This window comes from Bradyrhizobium sp. 604_D8_N2_3 (assembly GCF_051810765.1).
Lineage (GTDB): Bacteria > Pseudomonadota > Alphaproteobacteria > Rhizobiales > Xanthobacteraceae > Bradyrhizobium > Bradyrhizobium barranii.
Window position 1 is genome coordinate 5,797,422 of record NZ_JBPWPM010000001.1, and the last position, 14,464, is coordinate 5,811,885.

A 14,464-nucleotide genomic window follows, 5' to 3' on the forward strand; every position below is an offset into this window, starting at 1 on the left:
GGTCCTTCTCGACAATGCAGGCCCAGGTCGTATAGACGAGCCCGGCGGAACTTTCTCCAGCCAGCGGCCCTGCCCGGAAGCCATGACCAAGCCAGCGCGATACAACCGGATCGCCTTTGTCGCGAGCCCAAGCAGCGAGGCGCAAACCGCCTTCGGCCAGCTCACTCGGGACTATGGCAATTGCGACCCGAACGACGCCGATGTCGTGGTCGCGCTCGGCGGCGACGGACTGATGCTCCAGACGCTGCACCAGAACATGCACTCGGGCAAACCGATCTATGGCATGCACCGCGGCACCGTCGGCTTCCTGATGAACGAGTACTCGACGGTCGACCTTCGCGCCCGTCTCGAGGCAGCGCAGGAATCCGAGATCAACCCGCTCCTGATGCGCGCCACCGACGTCAACGACCGCGTTCACCTGCATCACGCCATCAACGAGGTCGCCCTGTTCCGGCAGACCTTCCAGGCCGCGCGCCTCCGGATCCTGATCGACGAGCGCGAGCGCATGGCTGAGCTGATTGCCGACGGCATCATGGTGGCGACGCCTGCCGGCTCCACCGCCTACAATCTGTCCGCGCAGGGACCGATCCTGCCGATCAACGCCGCGCTGCTGGCGCTGACGCCGATCAGCGCCTTCCGCCCGCGCCGCTGGCGCGGCGCGCTCCTGCCCAATACGGCTTACGTCGTGATCGAGGTGCTGGAGGGCGACAAGCGGCCGGTGGCGGCGGTGGCCGACCATGACGAGGTGCGCGACGTCCGCCGCGTTGAGGTGCTGTCCGACAAGACCATCTCGATGCGCATGCTGTTCGACCCCGGCCACAGCCTGGAAGAGCGCATCCTGCGCGAGCAGTTCGGTTACTGAGCGCCGGCGCGGATCACTGGCCGCAAGGCTGAATCGATTCCAGGCCGCCCGCCATGGCGGGATCTCCGAGCAGATCAAAATCCCTGACAACGGGAACGAAGCTCTTCGTCTCCGACGTCATCAGATAGATCGTGACAGGCAGCGATCCCTGCGGCGCCGCGTTGGCGCGACAGAATTCCCTGGCTGCCACGCCGAGCCCCATCGACCCGCGTTTGCCTTGCCTCCCCTGCTCGACCATCGACGCACGTAGCGCTTCGAAGCGTGCAGCATCGCCTGGCGACAAGCGATAGGCGTAGGTCGAGGAGCCCAGCGACGGCGCAGGCAGGCCGGCGCGATCTCGCGGGTCGCTCATCTCCATCATGGCGAAGCTCGTCCTGGTCTCGGCCTCGCCGGACACTTTGGTGACGACGTCGAGCTTGACGCCGCCCGAACGTGGCCGCAGCGCGTCAGGCAACTGCACGGCGACGCGCAGCATCGACAGATCCGTCGTCCTGGCATCGATGCGGGCAAGCGGCGGAATCGATGTCAGCGGCACCGAGCTGCAACCGGCAAGCATGAGCGCAGCCGCGCTCGCAAGAACACGCGCCAGGCGGTTCATCGCAGGCATCTCCAGTCTGGACTTGAAGGATTGGCTAGGCCGATTTCCGGCCAGCCCCGCGCGGCTCCAGCGCGTCGTCCGCGCTGTCGGGGACATATTCCAGGATATCGCCGGGCTGGCAGTCGAGCACGGCGCAGATCCGCTCGAGCGTGTCGAAGCGGATGCCGCGCACCTTGCCCGACTTCAGCAGGGAGACGTTCGCCTCCGTGAGCTCGATGCGCGCAGCAAGCTCGCGCGACCTGATCTTGCGCCTGGCGAGCATGACGTCGAGGTTGACGATGATCGGCATGGTCAGATGATCTCGCTGTTCTCGTGCCACATGCGAACGGCATCGGCCATCACGGTCGCGAAGGCGACGAGCGCGAGGCCACTCAGCACCGACAGCACATGCGACTGCTCGATGCCGAACATGACCACGAGCTGGCCCGGCTGGTTGGCCCGCGTCAGGTTGAGCGTGGTGAGCATCTGCACCAGCGGCGACATCAACGCGTTGGCGATCAGCGCGAGGCCCATCCGGCGGATGCGCCAGGCGTTGTCGGTCACGAAGACCTCGCCGCGCGCGAAACGGGAGAACAGCATCGAGAGCTGCAACAAGGCGTAGAGGACAGGCGCAAGTCCGATCAGGCTGATCAGGGCACCGGCGAGGCGCGTACTGAGGTTGAGCGTGAAGGGCCGCGCCCCCAGCGGGGACTGGGTCGCGATCCAGTGCCGGAGCATCTCGTCGCTCGACCAGAGCAGCGGCACCGCAAGCACACCGCCGGCGACGCAGAGGAGCGCGCCGACGGCCACGATCCGTCCGATGCGCCGCAACCGCGGCTCGACCGGCGCAGGAAAAGGAAACGCGACGACGCTCATCGGACTAGCTCCCATTTAATTGTATATTTTTATCGTTTTACAATAAAAAATGGCAGAATTACGATATTAATCCCTTCCCTCGTCACGTACTCCGCGAAATGCCGGCAGCAACCCTTCCTTAACCCCCGCCGCGATATGGTTAACGAAAGTTGACCGCTCCGGCCCAGGCGTCATGTTCCGCATCGATTTCAACAAGCTGCGCTTCCTCGTCTGCGACGACAATCCGCACATGCGCCGCATCCTGCGGACGCTGCTGCACTCCTTCGGCGCGCGCGAGGTTTACGAGGCCGAGGACGGCGCCACCGCGCTGGAAATGTACAGCCATTACGTGCCCGACATCGTCATCACCGACTGGGCGATGCCGATCTTCGACGGGCTCGAGCTCGCGCAGATGATCCGGCAGCCGGAATCCAAGGGCAATCCTTACGCGCCGATCATCATGCTGACCGGTCATTCCGAGAAACGCCGCGTCACGGTCGCGCGCGATGCCGGCGTCACCGAATTCCTGGCCAAGCCGATCTCCGCCAAGGGCCTCTACCAGCGCATCCTCAACGTCGTCGCCAATCCCCGGCCCTTCATCAAGACCAAGACCTATTTCGGTCCGGACCGGCGCCGCAACACCAACTCCGCCTATATGGGCCCCGAGCGCCGCGTCGGCGAAAAGCACGAGGTGCTCCAGCAACCCTCGCTGCTCGACAAGGCTCGTTCCTCCATCTAGCGCAACGTCTCACACGATCGGGGCAGACATCATGGCGAAGAACGGCGCAAAGGACATCGAGGTCACGGCCTTCGCCACGCACCAAGTGATCACGCAGCCCAATCCGCTGCGCAAGGTTCTGCGCCGTGTCGAAGAAAAGGACCTGGACGATCCGGTCGCCCGCGCCGAGCAGGCGCTGGCGGGCCTCGCCGGTGAGTTCAAGGACTGGATGGCGACCGAGGTCAATCGTCTGTCGGCCGCTTATGTCGCTATCCGCCATGAGGGCTTCACCAAGGAGCGGCGCGACGAGCTGTTCCGCGCCGCGCACGACATCAAGGGCGACGCTGCGACGTTCGGCTATCCGGCGGCGGCGGGAGTTGCGGAGAGCCTGTGCCGCGTCATCGAGCACGCACCCGATCTCGACAAGGTGCCGGCCGAGCTGTTCACGCACCACATCAACGCCATCCTCGCCATCGTGCATGAAAACACCAAGCTCGACAGCATCAGCGTCTCGGCCGAGCTCAGCCGCCGCCTGCGCAAGGTCGCCGACGACTATCTCGCCCACGCCAACCGCGACCGCCCCGAGCATCTCGAGGTGATTTTGGCACCGAGCATCGCGCCGGCGGAGTAGCGCCCCGGCGCTCTCCTCGCGTCATTGCGAGCGCAAGTGTCGTAGGGTGGGCAAAGCGACTCGTCCGCCGTAGCTCGAAGAGCGAAGGCGGAAGCGTGCCCACCAACCAATATAAGCTGTGCGGATAAATGGTGGGCATGGCGCTACGCGCCTTTGCCCACCCTACGGCATCTCGCTACGCCGCGATCAGATCGTCATACACGGGATCGAGCGCGTCATCCGCGACGAGCTCGTCGCAGAACAACCTTGCCTCTTCGCGCGCGGATTCCGTGGCGAAGCGGCGGAGCAGGACCATCAGCGGTTCGGTGGCGCCGCGGTCGGTCTCGCAATGGGTGAGCACGCGCTCGACCATGCGCCGGCGCAGCCGCGCCGCGCCGTCATCGGTATCGACAAAACCTTGCTCGTGGCAGGCATCGAGTGCGACCTGGAACGCCGCGAATGTCGCCTCGGGCAACCCGGCGCGGCGGAGCAGCGCGTGCAGGCTGTTGCCGCCACGGTCGTGCAGCAGCGCGCAGACGCGTGCCAGCGGCAGGTCGGCAAGTTCAGCGAGCGCGGCATCGAATAAATCGAGATTGCTCGACAGCAGCGCACGCAGGATCAGGCCCGCGGTGAGCTGGCCGGTGACGCGCAGATGATGCACCAGGCCCTGCATGTCCTCGCCGCGCGAGCGCGCCGCGATGTTCATGGTCGAGCGGTCGCGCGCCTCGGTCGCGATGCGCTCGGCACGGTCGGCGCTCAGCCAGTTCCGCGCCACGACGAACTGCGCAAGGGTCTCGGAAAGTTTTGCCACCAGAGCGGCGCGCGTCGCGGCCGGCAAATCCTCAAGCACCAGCATCGCCTCGCGGATCGCGGCGAGATGGCCGTGGCGCTCGACGATGCGATTCCAGGAGAACGGCGCGAGCTCGGCGTGGGGATTTTCGATCAGCTCGAGGGCTGCCGCCGCGCAGCCGACTTCGGCGATGGCGGCGCAGACCGACACCGGCAACGCGATGCGGCGGGCGACCGCGCATTGCACCTCGTCATTGCCGGTTGCGACGATGTCGACGAGATCGGCGTCGATCAGGAGCGGAGAATGTTCGAGCACCGGCAGCGCGACGGTCGGCTGGTCCGCCGACAGCGCCCGCACGATCGACGCCGGCGCATCGGTGCTGCGCGCAAAAGCCTCGGCCATCGCCTGCCGCACCAGCGGCGAGGGATCGTCGAGCAGCATCAGGAGCGCGCCTTCGGCCGCGATACGGTCGTCATGGGAAAGGTCTGAGATCAGCCAGGCCCGGGCCAATGCCCGCGTCGCCTCGGCCCGCTCGCCGGCGGGCGCCGTCCTGATCCAATTGATGAACTGCCGAACAATCATGCTGCTTCCGGCTTACACAACAAACGAAAACGGTGACGGCTTGTCACCTGCAACACAAAATAAACCACGACGCTTAACAAAGCGTTCACCATAACTGGCTGGTTTTATTGACGTTTTGTTAAGGGAACAAAGCCGCCTGCCACGCGTCCGGGACACGAGAGCGGGTTATTCGCGCAACGATCAGCTCGAGAACGTACCGCTGCGATCGCTGAAGAGATCGAGTGGTTGCGGCGGACGCACGTCAGGCGTCGCCGATGCGATCGAGGCTAGCGAGGCGTTGCTGCCCCACAATTTCTGCACCGTGGTCGAAACCGGCTGCGTGGTATCGCCGGGCTGATAGATCGAGCGGAATGCGGGTGTGATCGGCGTGTTGTCCGCAGCCGTTGACGACGACGTCGCACTCACCGGCGTAACGCCGCGCGCCTCCGGAAAGGTCTGCAGATAGGCGGCGTTGTCGATGACAGGCGCGCTGGGCTGCACGCCATTGGCACTTGCGACCTGCGTCGTGGATGGCGTGTCGCCATACATCGCCATCGCACTGCGCGTCGTCTTCGAATTCGCCGCGCTGGCGTAGCGCGCGTCGAGCACCGAATAGACCTCGGAGACGCTGCGGGCGCGGCCGTCCCTGGCGTAGAAGATCGATCGGTTGGCGGAGGCCGCATTGGGAAACAGCCGCGCGCCGACCGCTTGCGGATTGTCCTCGGCATTGGCGATCAGCTTTGCGGCGCCGCCGACACCCATGAAATGCGCCATGTAGAGTTCGCTGTCAGACGGCCTGCGGCCAAGCAATCCGGTGAGCTTGAAACTGTTCGACTGCGTCAGCGCTGCGGCCATGGTGGAGGCGGCTTCCGGATCGTCGCGCAGCTTCATGATCGACCGCTTCATGGCGGGATCATCGACCGCGTAACTGCCCGACGACGTCCTGGTGATGGCGTCGGAATAATTGCCATAGCCGAGCTGGGTGCCCGCCTCCTTCACCGTACCCAGCCAGGTCTGGTCGATGAACTGGTAGAGCCCGTGCGCGGACGACGTGGTGGCTTCCGCCGTCGGATCGAAATCCGATTCCATCTTGGCGGTGGTCAGCATGTACTGGAAGCTGACGCCCGTCCGGTTGGAGACCTGCTTGATCGCGCCGGCGACGCGTGCCCGCGACGGATCGAGACCCGTCGTCTGAGAGGCACTGGAATTGTCGACCGACATGATGGAGTGCCCGCCCCGTGCGGCGTTGAGCGACGCCGGCAATTCGGCGCCTGTCGTCTCACCGTGGGACAGGTATGGTTAATGCGGGGTTAATCTGGCCGCTCGCCGTCATTGCGGCCCGAACTCGGGGTGACGGCCGGCTATTTCTTGTAGACGGCGTCCGGATCGAACAACCTGTCCGCATCGATGAAGACCAGCTTGGCGCCGCCGCCCTCGGCGTCGACCTTGCGGTAAAAGCAGGACCGGCGGCCGGTGTGGCAGGCCGCGCCGATCTGCTCGACACGGATCCAGACCGCGTCCTGGTCGCAATCGGTGCGGATCTCGATCACGCGCTGGGTCTGACCCGACGTCTCACCTTTTCGCCACAAGGCATTGCGCGATCGGCTGAAGTACCAGGCCTCGCCGGTCGCAATCGTCTTGCGCAGCGCCTCGTCGTTCATGTACGCGACCATGAGCACGTCACCGGTGGCGACGTCGGTCGCCACGCAGGTCACGAGGCCGCCGGCGTCGAACTTCGGCAGGAAAGCGAGGCCTTCCTCGATCTCATGGGAGTGAGCGGACACGGGCGTCCTCGCTAGAGCATGACGCGAACATAGACCTTCGCGAGGTCAGCGCGTCGTGCCTCGCACCAGGGACAGGAAACGAGCTTGCTCCGCCGGATTGTCGCGGAACATGCCTGTGAAGCGGCTGGTGAAGGTCGAGGCACCATGCTTGGCAACGCCGCGCACCGACATGCAGGTATGCTCGGCCTCGATCAGCACGGCAACGCCGCGGGGCTTGAGGATCTCGTCGATAGCCGCCGCGATCTGCGCCGTCATGTGCTCCTGGGTCTGGAGCCTGCGGGCAAAGATGTCGGTCAGGCGCGCAAGCTTCGACAGGCCGACGACGCGTTCCACCGGCGTATAGGCGATGTGCGCCTTGCCGTAGAACGGCATCATGTGATGCTCGCACTGCGAGGTGAACTCGATGTCGCGCACCAGCACGAAGTCGTCATAGCCGGCCGTCTCGCCGAAGGTGCGGTCGAGCACCTCGGCCGGGCACTGGTGGTAGCCCTGATAGAGCTCGTCGAAGGCCTCGACCACACGGCGCGGCGTGTCGAGCAAGCCTTCGCGCGCGGTGTTCTCGCCGATATAGGCGAGCAGCGTCTTCACCGCCGCTTCCGCCTCTGCGCGCGCGGGGCGCGGCTGGTCGGCGCGGACGGCGGCCGCGAGGAATTCGGCAGGGTCGAGCTCAGCCGGGCGGCTCTCGGGCTGGCGGTCGGAGGGCTTGCCCGGGCGGATGGATTTGATCGTAGCGTCCATGTCTACTCCGTTCGACGGCCTAACGGCCGGAGTGTCACCGGCAGACGGGGCGGCAAGCCGCCGGACGCCTGAAGAGAACAGTTTTGACGAAAAAGGCCCTTGGGTCATCACGCTGGCAGCGCAGGTCTGGACCGCTGTGCCGCACCGCTGGACTGTTTTTCCGCCAGTTCCGCCCCTATATAGGACCGTGGACGGCGCCCGCCAAGGCCGATCCGGTGCGGAAGTGTTGGACTCCATCACATGCTGAACGACATCTATAACAAGCGGATCATCGAACTGGCCGGGAATATTCCACGCCTCGGACGGCTGCCGGACCCCGACGCCACCGCCACCGCCCACTCCAAATTGTGCGGCTCGACCGTGAAGATCGACCTCAAGATGGAGGGCGACAAGGTCACCGACTTCGCCCATGACGTGAAGGCCTGTGCCCTCGGACAAGCCTCTTCATCCATCATGGCAAGTCGCGTCGTCGGCTCGACCGCGAGCGAACTCCGCGAGTTACGCGAAACCGTTCGCAAGATGCTCAAGGAGAACGGCGCGCCTCCCGAAGGCAAATGGGAAGAGATCAAGTTCCTCGAGCCGGTCCGCGACTACAAGGCGCGACACGCCTCGACCCTCCTGACCTTCGATGCCGTGGTCGATGCCATCGGCCAGATCGAGGCGAAAGCCAAACAGCTGGCCGCGGCGCAGGGCTGATTTGGTCGAGGTCATTCCGACGCCTGCGCCGGCGCGAACCCGGTCGCGCTACGATATCTGAATTCCGGCTTCGTCGCTTTGCGAACGCCCCGGAATGACGATCAGGGAAATCCTACTTTTGCGAGCCTGCGCTTTGCGCTGCACCGGTCGGCACCAAGGCTTCCGCCGTCTTGGTCGATTTGACGGGCTGCGGTTCCGCTTCCGCGCCGAACCTCGCCTGCGTCTTCGGTGCAAGTTCCGCCACCGCGGGCGCCGCGACGTCCACATGCGGCAGCACGTCGGCCACCAGATTGGTGGTGACGAGATTGGTGAGCTTCAGCTCGCCAGCATCCAGCTCGTGCAGATCTTCCCACGGCGGCACGCTGAGCGCGAGCGAGAGCAGGTCGCCGGCGCCGCCCATATCGAACGTGTATTTGGCGAGCCGGCCGATGTCGCGCTCCACGATCATCAGGTCCTGCGCGCTGTAGCTCGCCGCCTTGGCATCGTCGGCACGATCGCCCATCCAGATCTGGTGGACCCGGACATGAGCGGCTTCCGGCACGTAGCGCTTCTTGCCGGCCAGCAGCAGGAACACGCACATGGATTCGCAATAGGCTTCGGGCGCAACCGCCGGACGGGCCGACTGCCCGCTGCGGTTCTGAACGCTGATGCCGACGGTGGTCGAAAGTCCAAGATTGCGGAAGCGCCGGCCGAGCGTGATCGCGTCGTTGACGGAACCGCCGCTGGAGTCGAGCACCACGGTCGCGCCGCCAAGCTGGCGTCCGCGCGAAAACTCCTCGAAATCCCTCGGCGTATCAGCGGTGATGATGCCGACCGCGCTGATCCAGCCGCGGCAGTTCGGGTCGCAGGCGACCCAGTTGAACTTCATCGGCAGCTTGCGCTCTTCGAGGGCGGCGCCGGCATGAGCCGTTGTGCCGGTCGTGGCGACAGCTCCGAAGAGCGCGGCGCCAAGCGCGGCTGCCCCAAGCAACAACCAGCCGCGACGGTCGAGGGAGTTCAGAAGTCTCAATCTGGTTCCTTCCCCAAGCCCCAAAGGTTCCCCAACAGTCCTCGGTAGCGCCCTCTGAGTCCATCATACGGGCGTATGTTTCTACACACGGTCGTCATAAAAATGGTATCCGGGGGAATACAGATCGTCCACAGGTACTTGCTGCACTGCTCCCAAAAAGCACGGGAAATATGGCGCAGAAACAACAACTTGCGGTTCCCTGCGCCGGAACCGCGCAATACCTCGCTCACGATCGCAGCACAGCGCCCATGAAGCATTCAACCTGCGAGCACTGTTCCACTCCCATCGAGGGCGCGCTCCGGCTCCCGCGCCGATTCGGCCGCGCACTGATCTGGCTCTACCGCCACACGCTCTCGCCGCTGGTCGGCTACAATTGCCGGCACCTGCCGACCTGCTCGGTCTATGGCGACGAGGCGATCGAACGGTTCGGGCTGTGGGCCGGCGGCTGGATGACGCTCGCGCGACTGCTTCGCTGCAATCCTTTCGGCACATCGGGAATCGACAACGTGCCCCTCACCGCACCGCAAGGCGCGCACTGGTATCTACCCTGGCGCTACGGCCGCTGGCGCGGCGTCAACGCGTCCTGAATATCACCAGGAACGCCGCGGCGCTTCGCGCATCGCTGCCTTGAATGGAACCGGAACTTCCCCCTCGCGTTGTTGTGATGCTCCTACGGGAGGAAACAAGAATGCGCTGGAAAATCAGCCCTCATTTTCACTTCAGGCTTGGTCCACATCCTGGTTCCAGAGGGCATCACGACCCCAGAACCCTCGACATGATTGCCATCATTGCGCTGCTGGCGCTCGTCGTCGGCTCCGGCTGGTATCTGGCAACGAGCCTTGCCACGGCGCCGAGCACCACGGCCTTCATCGTGCCGAGCCAGAGCGTGCACTGGTAGGCTGGACGTTAGAGATCGAGCACCATCCGATCTGCACCGGGTTTGGCGACATATCATCAGATGGCGTTCGCGTTCGTACGGCTGGTTGTCATCGCCCGGAGCGCGTGACGCCCGCCTCAACAGGCAAGCTAACGAAACCAGAAAAAGCGCCCGGGCGGGATCGACTCGGGCGGACGCAGCCGCTTCGGACGCGGCGGCTTTGGCGACGGCTCGGCGGACGAGGTGGTCTCCGCAGCCGGCGCCGTCTCGCTTCCCGGCACCCTCACCGACAGCAGCAAGTTCGATTCATGCGTCCGCCAGCGATAGCCGACGCCGAAATCGATCGGCTGGGCGCGCGTGAACAGGTCGGCGTAGCGCTCCTGGTAGCGGCCGGGGAATTCGTCGATCGGTCCGAGATAGCGGCCGAACGGGAAGAACCGCCACTGTTGCGCATTGTAGTTCGCAAGCGGAATGCCGGAATCGTCCTGGATGATGGTCGCGCTGTTGGCCAGCAGCCAGTTGCGAGCGACGGAGAAGTCGCCCTTGTGCAGGAGATAGGACGCGCTCTTGAGCAGGCTGTTGCCGGGCCCGAGCGTCTCGCAGAATTTCAGAAATCCCGTGTTGCGCGCGCTGGCATTGGAGAGATCGGTCGAGAAATAGTACAGCGTGCGCGCCTCGCCGTCGCTTCCGGCAAAGGTGATGCGGACACCGCGCGTCGCGTTCCGTCCCGGATTGTCGCCTCCCGTATGCACCCCGCCCTTGTCGTCGAGCGCGATCATCTCGACATTGCGGATGGTCTTGCCGGAGCGCGCGAGGAAGACATAGAGGATCGGCAAGGTGCCGTTGACCTGGTTGGCGTGCAGGTCGACCTTCATGTGCTTGGTGATGAAGAAGGAGAAGCTCAGGATCGAGCCGAGCGAACGCTCGACATTGTAGAGCGCGGCACCGACCGAGCCGCGCGGCAGCCGCGTCAGGTCAGGCACCGCGCCGACCGGCTCCAGCGCGCCGAGCACGTAGGTGCTGGCCTTGGCGTAGAACGCATCTGCGTAGAGGAAGTCAGGGCCGCTGAACAAGTAGAACATGGTCGGCCGGGGCGCGGCCAGATTGACGTCGGCCCAATTGCGGATCTTCGAGAGCTGCCGCTGCTCGAGCTGGGCGAAGGCGCCGTCGAAGAATTTTGCGTGGCGCTGCCAGCCCGGGTCTTTGGTGAGCGGCACCAGCGGCGAGTCCGGCGAAGGCTGCATGCCCGCGAGAAAGCGCGCGGTATCATCGAAGGTGACGTCGGCGGCACGTGCAGACGAGACGGCCGCGGCCAGCAGGGCAAGAGCGACGGCCGCAATTCTCATGGGTCGAAACATGTCTATTCGCGGTGTGATGACGTACCAGCGGCGACCGGCCGCCTGCGGAAAACAGCATAGATCAACAGGCCCGAGAGCATGAGCAGCATCCCCGCCAGCGACTGCACCGGCCGCTCGGTCAACAGGTAGTACATCATGAACGCGGTCACGAGGAGGAAAACGAGCGGCGTGAACGGGTATCCCCAGGCGCGATAGGGCCGCGGCAGGTCGGGATCGGTGATGCGCAGCTTGACGACGCCGGCGACCGTGAAGAACGAACAGAACAACAGCGCGAACTGGATGAAGTCGAGCACCGCCTCGAAGCTGCGCGTGAACAACAGCAGATTGGCGACGGCAAGCTGAAACAGGATGGCATAGGCCGGCGCGCCGCTCACCGATCGCTTCGAGAACACGCGCAGGGCCGGAATGTCCTCGCCCATCGTCATCATCACGCGCGGGCCGATCCACATCATCGCGCTGATCGAGGAGATCAGGCCGACGCAGATCATCGCACCGACGATCCGGCCGCCGAGGCTGCCGAAGATCGCGCTGCCCGCGACGCTGGCAACATCGAGCTGGCCGGCCAGCGCGCTGACCGGCGTCGAGTAGAGAAACACCGCATTCAGCGCGACGTACAGGACGAGCACGATCAGCGTGCCCGCGAGCAGCGCGCGCGGCAGATCGCGTTGCGGCATGTTCATCTCGCCGATGATGTAGGTCGCGGCATTCCACCCGGAGAACGAGTACATCACGAAGACGAGCCCGATCGCGAAGGGCGCGCTGACGATATGCGCGAGATCACCCGGCTGCGGCGTGAAGGCAATCGGCTGCGGCGTGCCGATGACGAAGCCGGCGAGCAGGAAGGCGACGATCAGCACGACCTTGAGGATGGTCGAGATCAGCTGGAAGGTCGATGAGTGCCTGACGCCGGTCAATTGCACGATCGAGACCAGCCACACCACGCCGATGGCAAGCGGGATCGGCGGCAGATCGGGGACGACCGATTTCGCGTATTCGCCGAACGCCATCGCCGCGAGCGCGACGGGCGCTGCGAAGCCAACCGTCGCCGAGACCCAGCCGGCGAGAAAGCCGAAGGCGGGATGATAGGCGCGGCCGAGGAAATTGTACTCACCGCTCGAGCGCGGAAACATGGCGCCGAGCTCGCTGTAGGAGAACACCCCGCACAGCGCGACGATGCCGCCGATGGTCCATAGCAACAGGATCGAGAAGCCGGACGGGATGTCCTTGACCTGGAAGCCGAGGCTGGTGAAGACGCCGACCCCGATCATGTCGGCAACGACGATGGCGGTTGCGACCAGAACGGAGACCCCCGGCCCGCTCCCCGTCAGCCGGCCAGTCCAGGGCGCGGGTCCCGCATCTGATGCCGTCATCGGGGTCCTCAACCTCAGGCGTCACGTGTCGTGGAGAGCATCGTGCAGTCTGGTCCAGTCAATTCAAGCAGGGTTAACAAGGGTTAAATGAGGCGCATGAAATCGGTATTGCGGCACCTTTTGTGCACGATCCTGGGCAACAAAGCCCCGTAAACACCTGAGAATCCCGTTTCGCACCCCCACAATCAGGACACGATTGCATGGTCCCCTTGAGCATTCCGGATTTGGGGAAGTTTCTCCGGACACTTAACGTCGCCTAAACGCCAGTCGGCTCAATTAGCTTGAATATTGCCGCTGGGCTTGTGGACATGACTTGGGGTCATGGGTGGATGGTCGGGGCCGCTCCGAAATTGAGAGCTGACATTCGTGCTGATCGGACGCTGTCCGGCGCGCGCAGTGGTGCGCGCCGGATCGCGCTGGTCTCAGCCTTGGTGCCGCTGTCGCTCACGCTGGTTCAATGCGGCAGGGCCCCCAACCCGGCGGCGCTCGCGGCGAACTCGCAGGCCAACGTCCAAATCGTAGCGAAGACCAATCCTCAGGTCGCAAGCAGCGACACGTTCGAGGATCGCTTCCCCGCTCCGCAATTCAAGGAGCGCTTCCCGTCGGCGAGCGAGAGTCTTCTGCAACGGCAGATGTCGGACTTCTCGCCCAAACGCGCCGTCCAGCAGCAGCCTCAGCCGGAGCAGGCGCCGTACAAGGTCGCCTCACTCGCACCGCAAATCCCCTACCAGCGTCCGGCACGTGAAGACCTGACGACACTCGTCAGCATGAAATCGTCGGCCTTCCCCTATTTTGGCAACAACCCCGCCTCCGACGCGCCATTCCTCAACATCTCCAAGGGCGATCGCCGCGGCCACCGCAGCTATTCCGGGCGCGTCTACTGGCAGGACGAGACTTACAGCGACAGCCGCGTGCTGATGCACGTGCCCGAGCATTTCGACGTACGCAAGCCGGGCGTGATCGTGGTGTTCTTCCACGGCAACGGCGCAACGCTGGAGCGCGACGTGCGCGACCGCCAACTCGTACCGCAGCAGGTCACCGATTCCGGCGCCAACGCCATCCTGCTGGCGCCGCAGATGGCGGTCGATGCCGCCGATTCCAGCGCCGGCAAGTTCTGGCAGGCGGGCGGCCTCAAGCGCTTCATGGAAGAGTCGGCGGCCCATCTGGCCCGGCTCACCGGCGATCCCAACAACGCCCGCGCCTTCGCCAACATGCCGATCGTGATCGTCGGCTACAGCGGTGGCTTCCTGCCGACGGCCTGGAGCCTCGAGGTCGGCGGCATCAGCGACCGCGTCCGCGGCGTCGTCCTGCTCGATGCCGTCTACGGCGAAATGGACAAGTTCGCCTCCTGGATCGAGAGCCATCGGTCCGGCTTCTTCGTCAGCTCCTACACCCGCTACACCGCGCGGCGCGACCGCGAGCTGATGAGCATGCTGCGGCAAAAGGGCATCAGCGTCTCCGAGGACATGGACGGGCCGCTCCGTCCCGGCAGCGTGGTGTTCGTCGAAACCGGCGACGGCATCACGCATCGTGATTATGTGACGCGCGCCTGGACCCGGGACCCGCTCAAGGACGTGCTGGTGAAGATGTCGGCGACGCCGTCGTTGGCGCTGACGCGCGTTGCGTCCACCAATCCGGCCGCATCGAGCCGCTAGCCGA

17 protein-coding genes are annotated in these 14,464 nt (G+C 64.8%); 7 read left to right on the forward strand and 10 right to left on the reverse strand.

What is annotated here, in order from left to right:
- Positions 1 to 82: 82 nt before the first annotated feature.
- Positions 83 to 862 (forward strand): NAD kinase, encoded by a 780-nt coding sequence (locus AB7245_RS27790; protein WP_063982521.1) that lies wholly within the window; start codon positions 83 to 85, stop codon positions 860 to 862.
- A gap of 13 nt (positions 863 to 875) precedes the next feature.
- Here the strand turns inward: AB7245_RS27790 and AB7245_RS27795 are convergent, their stop codons facing one another.
- The 3 genes from AB7245_RS27795 to AB7245_RS27805 are packed head-to-tail and all read right to left on the reverse strand — an operon-like array spanning position 876 to position 2,315.
- Positions 876 to 1,460 (reverse strand): hypothetical protein, encoded by a 585-nt coding sequence (locus AB7245_RS27795; RefSeq protein ID WP_085405564.1) that lies wholly within the window; start codon positions 1,458 to 1,460, stop codon positions 876 to 878.
- Positions 1,461 to 1,494: 34 nt separating this feature from the next.
- A complete protein-coding gene (locus AB7245_RS27800) occupies positions 1,495 to 1,749 on the reverse strand; it encodes a helix-turn-helix domain-containing protein (protein WP_049807677.1) in 255 nt (84 codons plus the stop codon).
- Between the two features lie 2 nt (positions 1,750 to 1,751).
- Positions 1,752 to 2,315 (reverse strand): DUF2975 domain-containing protein, encoded by a 564-nt coding sequence (locus tag AB7245_RS27805; RefSeq protein ID WP_085405352.1) that lies wholly within the window; start codon positions 2,313 to 2,315, stop codon positions 1,752 to 1,754.
- A 172-nt stretch (positions 2,316 to 2,487) separates the two neighbouring features.
- On the opposite strand from AB7245_RS27805, the gene AB7245_RS27810 reads away from it, so the two are divergent.
- Together AB7245_RS27810 and AB7245_RS27815 are read left to right on the forward strand one after the other, a co-directional pair.
- The gene (locus AB7245_RS27810; protein WP_008549760.1) at positions 2,488 to 3,033 is read left to right on the forward strand and encodes a response regulator; all 546 of its coding nucleotides are present in this window, start codon (positions 2,488 to 2,490) and stop codon (positions 3,031 to 3,033) included.
- Positions 3,034 to 3,064: 31 nt separating this feature from the next.
- Positions 3,065 to 3,643, forward strand: coding sequence for an Hpt domain-containing protein (locus tag AB7245_RS27815; RefSeq protein ID WP_085405351.1), 579 nt, complete (start codon positions 3,065 to 3,067; stop codon positions 3,641 to 3,643).
- Positions 3,644 to 3,818: 175 nt separating this feature from the next.
- Here the strand turns inward: AB7245_RS27815 and AB7245_RS27820 are convergent, their stop codons facing one another.
- From AB7245_RS27820 to folE, 4 genes are all read right to left on the reverse strand, one after another.
- Positions 3,819 to 4,994 carry a DUF2336 domain-containing protein gene (locus tag AB7245_RS27820; protein ID WP_085405350.1) on the reverse strand — a complete coding sequence of 392 codons (1,176 nt, stop codon included), beginning with the start codon at positions 4,992 to 4,994 and terminating at the stop codon, positions 3,819 to 3,821.
- Positions 4,995 to 5,174: 180 nt separating this feature from the next.
- On the reverse strand, positions 5,175 to 6,194 hold the full coding sequence (locus tag AB7245_RS27825) for a lytic transglycosylase domain-containing protein (protein WP_231142209.1): 1,020 nt from the start codon (positions 6,192 to 6,194) through the stop codon (positions 5,175 to 5,177).
- Between the two features lie 140 nt (positions 6,195 to 6,334).
- On the reverse strand, positions 6,335 to 6,757 hold the full coding sequence (gene hisI, locus AB7245_RS27830; protein ID WP_085405348.1) for a phosphoribosyl-AMP cyclohydrolase: 423 nt from the start codon (positions 6,755 to 6,757) through the stop codon (positions 6,335 to 6,337).
- Positions 6,758 to 6,802: 45 nt separating this feature from the next.
- Positions 6,803 to 7,495 (reverse strand): GTP cyclohydrolase I FolE, encoded by a 693-nt coding sequence (gene folE, locus AB7245_RS27835; RefSeq protein WP_063982517.1) that lies wholly within the window; start codon positions 7,493 to 7,495, stop codon positions 6,803 to 6,805.
- A 240-nt stretch (positions 7,496 to 7,735) separates the two neighbouring features.
- On the opposite strand from folE, the gene AB7245_RS27840 reads away from it, so the two are divergent.
- Entirely contained in the window at positions 7,736 to 8,191 is a 456-nt protein-coding gene (locus AB7245_RS27840; RefSeq protein WP_085405347.1) for an iron-sulfur cluster assembly scaffold protein, read from the forward strand.
- A 112-nt stretch (positions 8,192 to 8,303) separates the two neighbouring features.
- Here the strand turns inward: AB7245_RS27840 and AB7245_RS27845 are convergent, their stop codons facing one another.
- Positions 8,304 to 9,200, reverse strand: a complete 897-nt coding sequence (locus AB7245_RS27845; RefSeq protein ID WP_439035108.1) for a hypothetical protein — start codon at positions 9,198 to 9,200, stop codon at positions 8,304 to 8,306.
- A gap of 248 nt (positions 9,201 to 9,448) precedes the next feature.
- Between AB7245_RS27845 and yidD the strand changes: the two genes are divergently transcribed.
- Both yidD and AB7245_RS27855 read left to right on the forward strand, forming a co-directional pair.
- Positions 9,449 to 9,787, forward strand: a complete 339-nt coding sequence (yidD, locus tag AB7245_RS27850) for a membrane protein insertion efficiency factor YidD (RefSeq protein ID WP_085405345.1) — start codon at positions 9,449 to 9,451, stop codon at positions 9,785 to 9,787.
- 101 nt (positions 9,788 to 9,888) lie between these two features.
- Positions 9,889 to 10,098, forward strand: a complete 210-nt coding sequence (locus AB7245_RS27855; protein ID WP_085405563.1) for a hypothetical protein — start codon at positions 9,889 to 9,891, stop codon at positions 10,096 to 10,098.
- A gap of 128 nt (positions 10,099 to 10,226) precedes the next feature.
- Here AB7245_RS27855 and AB7245_RS27860 read toward each other — a convergent pair whose 3' ends face one another.
- On the reverse strand, positions 10,227 to 11,423 hold the full coding sequence (locus AB7245_RS27860; protein ID WP_085405344.1) for a hypothetical protein: 1,197 nt from the start codon (positions 11,421 to 11,423) through the stop codon (positions 10,227 to 10,229).
- A 14-nt stretch (positions 11,424 to 11,437) separates the two neighbouring features.
- Complete coding sequence (locus AB7245_RS27865; RefSeq protein WP_085405343.1) at positions 11,438 to 12,805, reverse strand: APC family permease; 1,368 nt, start codon at positions 12,803 to 12,805, stop codon at positions 11,438 to 11,440.
- Between the two features lie 329 nt (positions 12,806 to 13,134).
- Here AB7245_RS27865 and AB7245_RS27870 point away from each other — a divergent pair, with 329 nt between their 5' ends.
- On the forward strand, positions 13,135 to 14,460 hold the full coding sequence (locus AB7245_RS27870; protein ID WP_071912671.1) for an alpha/beta hydrolase: 1,326 nt from the start codon (positions 13,135 to 13,137) through the stop codon (positions 14,458 to 14,460).
- Positions 14,461 to 14,464 lie beyond the last annotated feature (4 nt).

What these genes read in the sequence shown, in the direction of transcription:
- AB7245_RS27790 (WP_063982521.1), top strand. Translation starts at nt 83, where the DNA reads ATGACCAAGCCAGCGCGATACAACCGGATCGCCTTTGTCGCGAGCCCA.
- AB7245_RS27795 (WP_085405564.1), bottom strand. Translation starts at nt 1,460, where the DNA reads ATGAACCGCCTGGCGCGTGTTCTTGCGAGCGCGGCTGCGCTCATGCTT.
- AB7245_RS27800 (WP_049807677.1), bottom strand. Translation starts at nt 1,749, where the DNA reads ATGCCGATCATCGTCAACCTCGACGTCATGCTCGCCAGGCGCAAGATC.
- AB7245_RS27805 (WP_085405352.1), bottom strand. Translation starts at nt 2,315, where the DNA reads ATGAGCGTCGTCGCGTTTCCTTTTCCTGCGCCGGTCGAGCCGCGGTTG.
- AB7245_RS27810 (WP_008549760.1), top strand. Translation starts at nt 2,488, where the DNA reads ATGTTCCGCATCGATTTCAACAAGCTGCGCTTCCTCGTCTGCGACGAC.
- AB7245_RS27815 (WP_085405351.1), top strand. Translation starts at nt 3,065, where the DNA reads ATGGCGAAGAACGGCGCAAAGGACATCGAGGTCACGGCCTTCGCCACG.
- AB7245_RS27820 (WP_085405350.1), bottom strand. Translation starts at nt 4,994, where the DNA reads ATGATTGTTCGGCAGTTCATCAATTGGATCAGGACGGCGCCCGCCGGC.
- AB7245_RS27825 (WP_231142209.1), bottom strand. Translation starts at nt 6,194, where the DNA reads ATGTCGGTCGACAATTCCAGTGCCTCTCAGACGACGGGTCTCGATCCG.
- folE (WP_063982517.1), bottom strand. Translation starts at nt 7,495, where the DNA reads ATGGACGCTACGATCAAATCCATCCGCCCGGGCAAGCCCTCCGACCGC.
- AB7245_RS27840 (WP_085405347.1), top strand. Translation starts at nt 7,736, where the DNA reads ATGCTGAACGACATCTATAACAAGCGGATCATCGAACTGGCCGGGAAT.
- yidD (WP_085405345.1), top strand. Translation starts at nt 9,449, where the DNA reads ATGAAGCATTCAACCTGCGAGCACTGTTCCACTCCCATCGAGGGCGCG.
- AB7245_RS27855 (WP_085405563.1), top strand. Translation starts at nt 9,889, where the DNA reads ATGCGCTGGAAAATCAGCCCTCATTTTCACTTCAGGCTTGGTCCACAT.
- AB7245_RS27860 (WP_085405344.1), bottom strand. Translation starts at nt 11,423, where the DNA reads ATGAGAATTGCGGCCGTCGCTCTTGCCCTGCTGGCCGCGGCCGTCTCG.
- AB7245_RS27865 (WP_085405343.1), bottom strand. Translation starts at nt 12,805, where the DNA reads ATGACGGCATCAGATGCGGGACCCGCGCCCTGGACTGGCCGGCTGACG.
- AB7245_RS27870 (WP_071912671.1), top strand. Translation starts at nt 13,135, where the DNA reads ATGGTCGGGGCCGCTCCGAAATTGAGAGCTGACATTCGTGCTGATCGG.